Origin of the sequence: Pseudogracilibacillus sp. SE30717A, from assembly GCF_037071985.1 — a bacterium.
GTDB lineage: Bacteria > Bacillota > Bacilli > Bacillales > Amphibacillaceae > Pseudogracilibacillus.
Genome location: NZ_JAXHDF010000002.1, coordinates 418151 through 429898, shown reverse-complemented (window position 1 = coordinate 429898; position 11748 = coordinate 418151). Strand labels below are relative to the sequence as shown.

The window sequence follows — 11748 nt, the reverse complement described above, 5'->3', positions numbered from 1 at the left end:
TAAAGTATAATTTTTTTAGTGATAGGTAAAAATACGTGGTAAATGTGCCGTATTTGGAGGTTAAAATAATGAATGAAAAGTCTAAGATAAGTTCCGCAGAAATTGGAGCGCTATGGATGACGTATCATAAAAAAACAATGATTTTACGAATGTTAGAGTATTTTATCGAAAAAGCCGATGATAGAAAAGCAAGAAATCTTATGTCAAGCTTGTGGGAAGAACTTTATCCAAAAGTAATTGAAATAGAAACGATCTTTGAAAATGAAGGGGCTGTTGTTCCAGAAGGGTTTACCAAGAAAGATGTTAATTTAGAAGCTCCTAAGTTATGGGAAAATGATTTTGATATTTTGTTTAGCAGGATTTTAAAGGAAATTAGTACAGGTATGTACGCACTTCATATAACAATTGCTTATAGAGAAGATATTGTAGAGTTTTATAAGCAACTAACGAATATAACAGAGTCTTATTATAATTTGTTTACACAATATCTGCTAGAAAAGGCGGCTCTTCCTCGCCCTCCATTTGTTAATATGCCAAAGACTATTGATTATATAACCGACAAAAGCTACATGAAAGGCACCAATATTTTTGGAAATAAACGATTATTAAACACAGTTGAATTTGGTGTCATCTACCGACAAATTGAATCGAATAGTATAGGAGTCCAATTAATGAAAGGATTTTCCCAATGTTCCAAAGATGAGCAAGTGCGAAAATATTTTGATAAAGGGATGCAACTGTCGAATGAATTTTTAAAAGCAAGTAGTGATATTCTGTTGCAAAATAATATTAAACCTACTTCATCCCCGGGAGCAACAGTTACAAATTCAACAACAGCGCCATTTTCGGATAAGTTAATGATGTTTTGCAATTATCTTCTCGGTGGATTTAGTCTTGGGGGACAAGGTTTTAGTGCGGCTTTCATATGGAGAAACGACTTAAAGGCTCAAATAGTAGTAGAGGGGAAAGATATATTTGAATATATACAAGAAGGGGTTGAACTTATGATGAAGAAGGGTTGGTTAGAAGAACCTCCAAAAATGGATCTTTAATTAGAAGTTGCTAACTTTATACATTTTATTGGTAATAATCAAATGGTTAAATGAACGAGTTGTAACATTAAGAAGGAGTGAATGAAAGTGGGTGCAATTGAGCGAAGCGGATATCTTTTTGAACCAGAGCATAGTGTCATTGCACAAAATGGAGCGATTCATGTTTATAAAGAGGGAGAATTTATCGAAGAAATCAAATTTTCTTTTTCTGGGAAATATCCGGAACTTGGCCAAATTGAAGAGCTAGTGGATACATATTGTGAAGAAAATGGGATTTGTTAATTATGGGAATGGACAAGTGCTTTTTAACAAGAATCACACTCTAATTAATTTTATAAGTTAATTTATCAATATCTTAAAAGATTAGACTCGGAATTTCGAGTCTTTTTTCGTATGAAAGTTAAATTAACTAAAGAGTTGCCAAGAAGAAATAGTTTCTTCAAAAAAAGAAACAAATAACTAGCTTGAAATGTTACGGCTGTAAGGTTTAAATTCCCCCCTTTGATATCATCAAATTTTTATGTTTTCTTCACGTAATTCTTTATATAAAGAGATCATGATAAAAAATAAAATAAGTGTAAACGGAAATGCAGAAGATATGACTGCTGATTGCAGTGCATGTAAACCTCCAGCCCAGAGAAGAACCGTAGCCGCCGCTGCCTGAACCATTCCCCAAATTGCTTTTATTTGTTTTGGGGGATTAAGCATTCCATTGGTCGTTTGCATGCCCATGACGTACGTTGCGGAATCGGCAGATGTTATGAAAAATGTTCCGATTAGGATGATGGATAAAATACTTGTGATAGTTTGGAACGGCATTTGATTAAGGACTGCAAATAAAGCAATTTCAGCATTGATTCCTTGATCTGTTGCCTGCCAAATCTCCCCAGTACCGAACATTTCCAAATGGATCCCGGTACCGCCTAAAACGGTAAACCATAATGCACAAAATACTGTAGGAACTGCAAGTACTCCAATGACAAATTCTCGAATGGTGCGTCCTTTGGAAATCCGGGCGATAAATGAGCCAACAAAAGGGGACCATGCAACCCACCAAGCCCAATAAAATATTGTCCAATCGTGAATCCATTTGCTTCCTTTCATACTGAGAGGAGCGAGGCTAAAAATTATTTTTGGAAGAAATTCCGCATATCTTATCAATGAAGAAGTAAATTGATGGAGCAATAAGGATGTTGAGCCAAGAACTAAGAGAAATAGCACTAACAATATGGCAAGAATAATGTTTATATTGCTTATCCATTTCATTCCCTTTCCTATTCCTGAAAGAACGGAAATCATGAACAAGATCGTTATTCCCGAAATAATAATAATCTGCATGTTTAATCCATTCGGAAAATCATTATTCAAGTAATGTATTCCGCCAATTATTTGAATAGCGCCGAAGCCGAGGGATGTAGCAACTCCAAATACAGTCGCAAATACTGCAACTGTATCGATGATTATTCCTATTGGACCCTTTACATAGTCTCCTAGTAAAGGATAAAAGCTGGCACTAATTACACCAGGCAAATTTTTTCTGAACGTAAAATATGCTAGCGCTAAAGCAACAAGTGCATAAATTGCCCACGGATGCAGCCCCCAATGAAAAAAAGTTAAAGATAAGGCATTTTTTGCTGCTTCTAGAGATTGTGCTTCACCAATTGGCGGATCGTAATAATGGGAAAGAGGCTCGGCAACTCCCCAAAATACGAGGCCAATTCCCATTCCCGCACTAAATAACATTGCAAACCAACTAAATGTACTGTATTCTGGTTCGTCGTCATCTTTACCAAGTTTAATATGACCATATTTTGAAAGGGCAAGAGAGATAACAAATAAAATAATAATGCCGCCTGTAAAATGATGGAGCCAACCAAACTTAACTTGTAAGGAGGTTTGTATACTTGTAGAAACACTTTCCAGATGACTAGGGGTAAGGGCACCCCAAAGGATAAAAATGATAGACAGAAAGAATGAAATATAAAACACGGGAGTAAGATTTTTCATTGAATCCCCTTTCTACATAACCTCTTTTATACAGATACTATGAAACTCGTCCTATGTTTACCTCACTTTTCTTAAATTTTATTTCGAATTATTTTTTTGGTATAGGTAAAACGAGAAGTCTGTGTTACTTGAAAATCAATTTCAACATTTAATGCTTACTAACCCAAAGTGTTGGTAACTTCTCCTAAACATGTTTTATAACTTACAGACATGATATCCGCATGGTAAAATGAACTAGGCGAGGTGAATTAACATGAAAACAGGTATAGCGAATGTGCCGCTTCATGGTGGGTATTGTCCGCCGTGGTTATTTAAAAAAATGCGTGATCTTGGTGCATCCATCATTGAAGTGATTGTAATGGAATATGGAACAACAGAAGTTTTGCGAAGACTGTCGGATCCAGTATGGTTTCAGTCTTTTGGCAGTGTGTTAGGATTTGATTGGCATTCATCTGGACTGACGACAGTTGTCTGTGGGGCACTTAAAGAAGGTCTTCGGGAAGCTCAAGGTGAGTTAGGTTTATTTCTTGTTGGCGGGAAAGGTAAAGCTTCAAGGAAAACTCCTTTTGAAATTATCGAAACTGGGGACAAATATGGCTTATCCAATGATTTATCCGCCTTGCAGCAGACGAGCCGTACGGTGGCAAAAGTGGACTCAGCAGCCGTGCAAGATGGGTATCAGCTATACCACCATTTTCTTGTGTTTGATCGAGACGGTAATTGGGCGGTTATCCAACAAGGAATGAATAGCAAAAATCGTTATGCCCGCAGATACCATTGGTTAAATGAAGATTTGACGGATTTTACAAGAGATCCGCATAAAGCAGTGTGTGGGACAACGGAAAAGCAGGTGCTAAATTTAGTGTCTGATAAAAATGAGGCGACAAGGCTTGCTTCAGTGGAAATTTGCCATGAAAAGCCAGAAGAAATTGGGAAAGTATATCATGCAATTGTGGAACATAATAGAAAGACGAAACAGGAACCTGAGCAACTAAGTCTTTTTGATGAACCTAAAGAGGTTCGTTTATCGAGCGAACAAGTCCGTTCGATTATTACGATGCCTCCCGAGCATCCTATTCCTTCTCCACGCTATTTGGATAAGAAATTATATGAGATTTATGATCATCCACCAGAAACATATCAACAATTATTAGAACGTAAAGGTGTTGGGCCGAGCACATTACGAGCACTAGCAATGGTAGCAGAAATAACACATGGAGCACAACCAACCTTTCATGACCCAGTCCGCTACGCATTTGCCCATGGTGGAAAGGATAACTTCCCGTTTCCAGTAGAACGTGATGATGTTGATCATTCCCTTTCAGTTTTAAGAACAGCGATTGAAAAGGGGAAAATAGGAGAGAAGGATAAGTTAGAATCTCTTAGAAGATTGGCAAACCAACGCGAAAGGATCATTCGTAATAATCGTTAAATGAAATTGTGAGAAAAAGCTAATTTGATATGTACTATACGTATGAGGCTATCTGTTCAAGTTGCATTATCGCTTGCTTTCACAGTGGTTTTCAGTTTGTCGGACAAGACCACTTAAAATAAAAAGAGATACGAGAATAATCTCTCGTATCTCTTGTATCTTTTTAGTTCCACAATCGCACCCGTTTAAGAGGATTAAAACGAATACAGTTCTATTATTTTATCTATGGATATTTTACTCGGATCACTCATGTCAACAAAATAAGGCAACTGCCATTTTTGAGTTTTCAAAGCTTGCTTACTAGTCGGTTTATCCCAGCTAGAATAAACTCTTATTGCCATTTTCCCCTTTGTTGAACTGGACCTAAGAATATCCTGTTTGAAAAGAACTTTTTTTGGAAAAATAAATTGTCCAAACTCACCATCATCTGTAAAAGTAGTTATAACTAATAAATCAGGTGCTTCCTCATATGTAAAGGGTTGGTTTTTATTATTTTCATCTTTTTCCCAAAAGGCAACAAACTGCCCTACTTTGGTGGGGGTTATATTTGCAACTCTGAAACGAACTGTTCTCGAAGATAATCGAAATGTACCAGCACCATACTTAGAATTTTGTCTTTCTTCTTGAATCGATTTTACAGTTAAATCATTTGGCTCGTAAATCATTTTATTTACATAATTTAATGCTGTATAAAAATCATTCATTATTCCACCCCACAAAATTTCCAACAATCTGGCCCGTTTATTGAATAACTTTATTCTTCTACACCTATGCGTTCTTTGTATTTTTCAACTATTAACTATTTACAATCTAAGTTACCCAATCTTCATATACGTTTTTTCACTTATAGTTCGTCATTCTGTTTGGTCTAAATACTATTTGTCCCAGCCTCATAATTAATTTTAAAACTTATTTACGTAAGATTGAATAGACGTAGGCAAGAGCTGATAGAATTTTCCTTTATATTTTAAATCAAGAAGACCTGCGATCATAAGCAGGATGGCGATAAATAGAATTGGTTTTTTTGAAGTCATTGTCTAAGCTCCTTTATGTTGTGAGTTACAATTAAATCTTATCATGAGCATGTTCAGTCTGTCCCGTTCAAGTATATTTTCGTTTCTATCGGAATTTTACCAGCGAACGTAAAAAAACATTCCGATTCATTCACCTGAATACATTTCCCTCCAACTTTTAACGTTCTCTTGATGTAATGTTTTCGGAGTATATTATAACTGTTTTTTTCTATTGATATTTCCTCCCATATACAAAATCGCTTTCGAAATTATGATTTCCTTCCGAAAAGGTGTGAGTTTTTTTCAAAAAGGGTAGTAAGAGAAAATAGTTACAAACTAAATTTTCGGTGTGTGTAAATAAAGGAGGTCAGGAAGCCCCTCTAGATTTTAGTAATAGGGCGTTCTTTCTCCTAGTCTGGAGGAAACAGTATGATTAAACTAAATAAAGAAAATAGGGAAAAGTATACTAAAATTATTTTATGTGCTTTACAAGAGGATGATTTAGAAGAATTCCGCAAACATTATTTAGAGCTTCATCCGACAGATCAAGTAGATATCTTTATAACATTGAATAAAGAGGAGCGGGAACAAGTTTATTCATTTCTAGATCCCAAAGAATTTGCTGTCATTTTTTCAGGACTGTATGTAATGCACGAGCAAGTTTGTTTTGAGGAGCTGTCTGAGGATTATGCTTCTGAGATGATGAATCATATGTTCACAGATGATGTCGTTAAATTCCTGAAAACAGTCAAGGAAGATGAAGCGAAAAAGATCGTAGAGAGAATGGATGAGGAAAAGGCACAGAAAATAATAGCTATCTTAGAGTATGATTTGGAAACTGCGGGTGCGGTGATGACAGATGAATTTATCACTGCTTTTAGAGAAGAGACTGCAGAGGATGTACTCAATAAAATTAGAAAAAAGGGACAAGACGCAGAAATTGTATACTATACGTATGTGATTGATGACAAAGGATGTTTAGCTGGAGTTGTTTCATTAAAAAAATTAATTGCGTCAGAATCAAATGAACAGGTTGAAAATATTATGCACAAGCATCCTGTATCCATCTTAGTAGATATGGGACAAGAAGAGGTTGGTAAAGTAGTTAAGAAATACGATCTGTTGGCGGTTCCTGTTGTCACCGAGAAAAATCAATTGATGGGCGTTATAACGGTAGATGATGTCATGGATTTAATCGAACTTCAAACGACTAAAAATTTTGGAGAATTCTCGACAGTAAAAGATGCAAATGAAACGAATTTAACTGCCTTTCAAGCAGCGAAAAAGCGGGCACCTTGGATTATCTTTCTTATGTTTGCAGGAATGGTGACGAGCGGAGTAATCGGTCAATTTGAAGACACATTAGAGTCAGTCGTCATATTGGCTGCCTTTATGCCGATGTTGATGGATTCAGGAGGAAATGTTGGAACACAATCCCTAGCTGTATCTGTAAGAGGGCTAGCACTAGGTACAATTGAGATGAAAGATCTTTGGCGGATGATTAGAAGGGAATTTTCAACTGGTTTTTTAATCGGACTTACTTGCATGATCCTCATTTCCATGTTAATTTTAATCTTATATGGAAACTTTATACTAGGAATCGTTGTGGGATTATCGATTCTCATAACGTTAAGTATTTCTGCGGTCATTGGGTTAGTTTTTCCGCTCATCCTTAATAAATTAAAATTTGACCCCGCCATTGCTTCGGGTCCATTTATAACGACTATAAACGATGTTGTCGGATTATTGATTTACTTTTCCATCGCTACGACGTTTATGAAATACTTGTAATTTTCCTTTTGGAGTGGATGGTACTTAATGCTGTGTTGATTTGATGCTACTATTGGTTGTTTCACTATTTTTGCTCTTGAAACTTTTTAATATTTAGCAAATGGGCAGCCAATATTGTTAAATAAGAGTTGACAATTGTATAAGTATCGTAGTATTGTTTAAGTAATTATAAAAGGAAGGGTGACCCAACTAGATGAAGTACTAATCCTATTGATGAAAATACAATTTAAGATATTGTTAGCAGTGGATTTCTGCTTGAATTTTGCGATGTCTTTAATTGTCTTTTTCAGAATAGGATTGGCTTTCTATGGTTGGACCAAAGGGGGGGATCTCTCTCTTTTGGCGTACACCTATTTATTAATGCCTCCTATTCTGAATGAAAATAGGAGGCATTTTTTGTCTCCTGATACATTTTTGAAGGGAGATTTTTCTATGCTTTTATTGGAAGCACACGATATAAAACAATATGTTAAGGATCGTCTATTATTAGATATCGAACAAATTCAAGTTCATCAACATGATCGTATTGGAGTAGTTGGTCGAAATGGAAGTGGAAAAACTACATTGCTTAACATTTTAGCTAAAAAGACTTTGCCGAAAGAAGGGGTAATTACTCAACATACTCAAAATGAGCTTCTTCCTCAATTAAAACGAACGGATACGACTAAAAGTGGTGGAGAGGTTACACAAGAATATATTCAACAAATGTTGCTAAAAGAAGAAAGGCTATTACTTTTAGATGAGCCGACGACCAATTTGGATAGAGAGCATATTGAATGGTTAGAAAAAAAGTTAAGCAAATGGCAAGGAGCACTCATCATCGTTTCACATGATCGAGAATTTTTAGATGCCCTTTGTTCAACTATATGGGAAATTAATGAGGGGAAGGTAACAGAATATAAAGGAAACTACAGTGATTATGCTGCTTTGAAAGATGTAGAAAACCGTCAGCAAAAGATTGCATATGAAAAATTTGAGAAGGAGAAAAAACAGCTTGAGCAAGCTATAAGGTTAAAAGAAGAGAAAGCAAAAAGAGCTTCTAAAAAACCAAAAAATTTAAGTAGCTCTGAAGCTAGAATAAAAGGAGTCAAGACCTATTATGCGAATATAGAAAAGAAGCTACAAAAGACAGCAAAAGCACTTGAAACGAGAATGAATAATCTGGAACAGGTAGAAAAAGAAAGAGAACTTCCACCGATTAAAATGGATTTAATAAATGAAGGGACATTTAAAGGTCGAATTATTATTAGAGCGGAAGATATATCGGGTAAGGTAGCTGAACGTGTACTTTGGAAAAAAGTAAGCTTTCAAATTCGTGGTGGAGATAAAGTAGCGATAATTGGTCCGAATGGAAGTGGGAAAACGACACTTGTAAATAAGATTATTCATCAAGAAACTGGAATTAAAGTCTCCCCTGCTGTAAAAATAGGCTACTTTAGCCAAAATTTAAATATATTGGATGTTGAGAAGTCGATTTTAGAAAATGTTCAATCGTCATCAACTCAGAGTGAAACAACGATTCGGACCGTGTTAGCAAGAATGCATTTTTTTAACGAGGATGTATATAAGCCTGTAGATGTTTTGAGTGGTGGCGAGAGAGTAAAAGTTGCACTAGCAAAGCTTTTCTTGAGTGAGATTAATACGTTAATCTTAGATGAGCCAACAAACTTTCTAGATTTACATGCTGTTGAATCTCTAGAACTTCTTCTAAAAGAGTATGAAGGAAGTGTCATTTTTGTTTCACATGATCGAAAATTCATTGAAAAGATTGCAACTCGAATAATAGAAATCCGTAATCAAAAAATAAATGTTTTTGAAGGGACTTATGATCAGTTTAAAAAGTATCAACCAAAAAAGAAGCGAAATAGCAAAAAAGATGATTATTTATTACTTGAAACAAAAATATCAGACGTACTCAGTCGGTTAAGCATAACACCCTCCGAGGAATTAGAAATGGAATTTCAAAAACTTTTAAAAGAAAAAAAGGAATTAGAAAAGTAATTGTTTAATGGTAAAATGTAAGTAACCTAATCGAGGCATACTTTTTTCAAAAAAAGCTAACTTTTGGTGGATTGGTAGTTAAGATTATAAAATATAAACTAAATTATAAGAAAAGAGGAAAGTTACATGCCAAGCAATAATGATGAAAATATTAAAAAAGAGTTGTCTGCAGATCAACAAGAAGAGTTAATTCACATTTTGAAAAGTCGGTTTGAAAAGAATATGACTCGACATCCCCAAGTAGAATGGGATAAAGTGCAAGCCAAATTAGAGGCGAGTCCTGAAAAGTTATGGTCTCTCCATGAAATGGAAAATACAGGCGGAGAACCTGATATCATCGATTATGATGAAAAAACAGATGAATACATTTTCTTTGATTGTGCTGCGGAGAGTCCCAAAGGTCGTAGAAGTGTTTGTTATGATCGTGAAGCTCTGGAATCAAGGAAAAAACATAAGCCAGAAAATAATGCGATCGATATGGCGACTGCAATGGGTATTGAGATTTTAACAGAAGAACAATATCGAACATTGCAAGAAAGAGGAAATTTCGATAAGAAAACTTCCAGTTGGATACAAACGCCCTCAGCTATACGAAAACTTGACGGTGCACTTTTTTGCGATTATCGCTACGAGAATGTATTCGTGTATCACAATGGTGCCTCCTCTTACTACAGTTCTCGAGGATTCCGCGGCTCATTAAAGGTGTAAGTTTTATTAGAAAGAGCTTTTGTGTTCTTATACAAACAGTAGCCTGGTGAGCCTCAATATCGGCTGACGACATGATAGAGTTAAAAGAGAACCTGCAAATTAGTTAAGGTGAGCTCGTGAATTAAGATATTTCGTCCATTCTTTCACTGAAAACTGAAATGAGAAAAAGGGAGACAACGTAATGTCTCCCTTTGTGTTAAAAGTTATTTATTTCCCGATCTCTACAAATATCATACGTCTGATGCCAAGGTTTTAGCTGTTCAAATATGGAACTCGCCGTAAATACATCTTGATCGGCAAATCTGTTCCCGATAATTTGCATGCCGACAGGTAAATTATCAATTAATCCCGCAGGAATGGATGCTGCAGGGTGTCCGGTAAAATTGGTAAAGTATGTCATGCACCAGCCGATTAGGGGGTTGACTTCGATTCCGTTAATGTGAGTAGGTCCCTTCGTCTTTCCATTTGCTTCATTTTCTACTGGAAGAGATGCAACCGTTGGTGTAATGATCAAGTCGTAATTATTCAATACATTTTGAATCGCATCGAATATGTCCGTGCGCATCGTTTGGTCTCTAATGATGTCTGTCATTTTAATTTTATAGGCATGCTCTAACCAATAAATAAATTCTGGCGGAAAATCGTCTCGATAATCGTTTAATAAGTCAATTTCTTGTTGTTTAAATCCTTCAAATGCTCCTATACTGCCTTGCATAATCATTCTGCACCATAAGTTACTGAGTTCCATTTGATCGTGTTTAATACCAAACGTTACTTTTTCCACATGAGCACCGGCTTCTTCAAACAGTTTTATCGCATTTCCGACTACTTCTTGAATTCGTGGATCGACGGGATAGACATCGAAGTCAGGGCTATATGCGATTTTCCAGCCTGTCATCGGTTTATGTAATGCTGTCATAAAATCAATTTGCTGATTAGTGCTCAGCGGATCACTCGAATTATAACCAGTTAAAGCCGTCATACCGATTGCTGCATCTTCAACTGTTCTCGTAATGGGTCCTTCATATACAAATGGACTTGTACCACCAAATGCATTCGGTCTCATCACCATCGGCACTATCCCGAACGAAGGTTGATAGCCAAATAATCCACTCCAAGAGGACGGGATTCGGATTGAACCACCACCATCTGTTCCTTCTGCAATCGGAACGAGCCCATCTGCGACTGCAGCGGCACTTCCCCCTGATGAACCACCACTGTTTTTGCTAAGATCGAAGGGATTTCGGGTTGGCCCAAACAATGGGTTATCACATGTTCCTCTAAAACCCATGATTGGACTGTTCGTTTTTCCGACAATAATAGCTCCCGCTTGTTCCATCTTTTCTGCATAGACACAATAAAAGTCTGTCTTATGGTCCTTCAAAGCGGGAATGCCTCCGTAAGTAGCAGGCCATCCTGGTTTAAAATCGAATAAATCTTTTATGGCTGTAGGAATTCCGTGAAGAGGACCTAGATATTTGCCCTCCATTATTTGTTTTTCTGCTATTCTTGCTCTTTCTCTTGCTTCATCAAATGCTAAATGAATAAATGCGTTCGTGTCCTTATTTCGTTTTTCAATTCGGCTAATAACACTTTCCATTAATTCTACTGGGGAGAGTTCTCTTTTTTTGATTAGATTTGACAGATCTTTAACACTAGAATAAGCAAAACGATCCATAGAGACGACTCCTTTCCTATTCTGTTTAGTCGTTATTATAGCATAATGGAAAACGTTTACAAAAAG

At 36.2% G+C, this 11748-nt stretch carries 10 protein-coding genes; 6 read left to right on the top strand and 4 right to left on the bottom strand.

Annotation, left to right across the window (positions count from 1 at the left end; translation table 11 throughout):
• Window positions 1-68: 68 nt before the first annotated feature.
• Window positions 69-1052: a DUF3231 family protein gene (locus SPD48_RS04930; RefSeq protein WP_336256945.1), complete on the top strand. Its 984-nt coding sequence runs from the start codon at window positions 69-71 to the stop codon at window positions 1050-1052.
• A gap of 87 nt (window positions 1053-1139) precedes the next feature.
• Window positions 1140-1334, top strand: a complete 195-nt coding sequence (locus SPD48_RS04925) for a YbxH family protein (protein ID WP_336257020.1) — start codon at window positions 1140-1142, stop codon at window positions 1332-1334.
• 228 nt (window positions 1335-1562) lie between these two features.
• Here SPD48_RS04925 and SPD48_RS04920 read toward each other — a convergent pair whose 3' ends face one another.
• Complete coding sequence (locus SPD48_RS04920) at window positions 1563-3059, bottom strand: BCCT family transporter (protein ID WP_336256944.1); 1497 nt, start codon at window positions 3057-3059, stop codon at window positions 1563-1565.
• A gap of 253 nt (window positions 3060-3312) precedes the next feature.
• Here SPD48_RS04920 and SPD48_RS04915 point away from each other — a divergent pair, with 253 nt between their 5' ends.
• Entirely contained in the window at window positions 3313-4491 is a 1179-nt protein-coding gene (locus tag SPD48_RS04915) for a DUF763 domain-containing protein (RefSeq protein WP_336256943.1), read from the top strand.
• A 194-nt stretch (window positions 4492-4685) separates the two neighbouring features.
• Here SPD48_RS04915 and SPD48_RS04910 read toward each other — a convergent pair whose 3' ends face one another.
• A complete protein-coding gene (locus tag SPD48_RS04910; protein WP_336256942.1) occupies window positions 4686-5195 on the bottom strand; it encodes a MepB family protein in 510 nt (169 codons plus the stop codon).
• A 198-nt stretch (window positions 5196-5393) separates the two neighbouring features.
• On the bottom strand, window positions 5394-5525 hold the full coding sequence (locus SPD48_RS04905) for a hypothetical protein (protein WP_336256941.1): 132 nt from the start codon (window positions 5523-5525) through the stop codon (window positions 5394-5396).
• A gap of 408 nt (window positions 5526-5933) precedes the next feature.
• Here SPD48_RS04905 and mgtE point away from each other — a divergent pair, with 408 nt between their 5' ends.
• From mgtE to SPD48_RS04890, 3 genes are all read left to right on the top strand, one after another.
• Window positions 5934-7295 carry a magnesium transporter gene (gene mgtE, locus SPD48_RS04900; protein WP_336256940.1) on the top strand — a complete coding sequence of 454 codons (1362 nt, stop codon included), beginning with the start codon at window positions 5934-5936 and terminating at the stop codon, window positions 7293-7295.
• Window positions 7296-7727: 432 nt separating this feature from the next.
• On the top strand, window positions 7728-9296 hold the full coding sequence (locus SPD48_RS04895; RefSeq protein ID WP_336257019.1) for a Vga family ABC-F type ribosomal protection protein: 1569 nt from the start codon (window positions 7728-7730) through the stop codon (window positions 9294-9296).
• A gap of 126 nt (window positions 9297-9422) precedes the next feature.
• Window positions 9423-10004, top strand: coding sequence for a DUF4256 domain-containing protein (locus SPD48_RS04890; RefSeq protein ID WP_336256939.1), 582 nt, complete (start codon window positions 9423-9425; stop codon window positions 10002-10004).
• A 196-nt stretch (window positions 10005-10200) separates the two neighbouring features.
• Here SPD48_RS04890 and SPD48_RS04885 read toward each other — a convergent pair whose 3' ends face one another.
• The gene (locus SPD48_RS04885; protein ID WP_336256938.1) at window positions 10201-11682 is read right to left on the bottom strand and encodes an amidase; all 1482 of its coding nucleotides are present in this window, start codon (window positions 11680-11682) and stop codon (window positions 10201-10203) included.
• Window positions 11683-11748 lie beyond the last annotated feature (66 nt).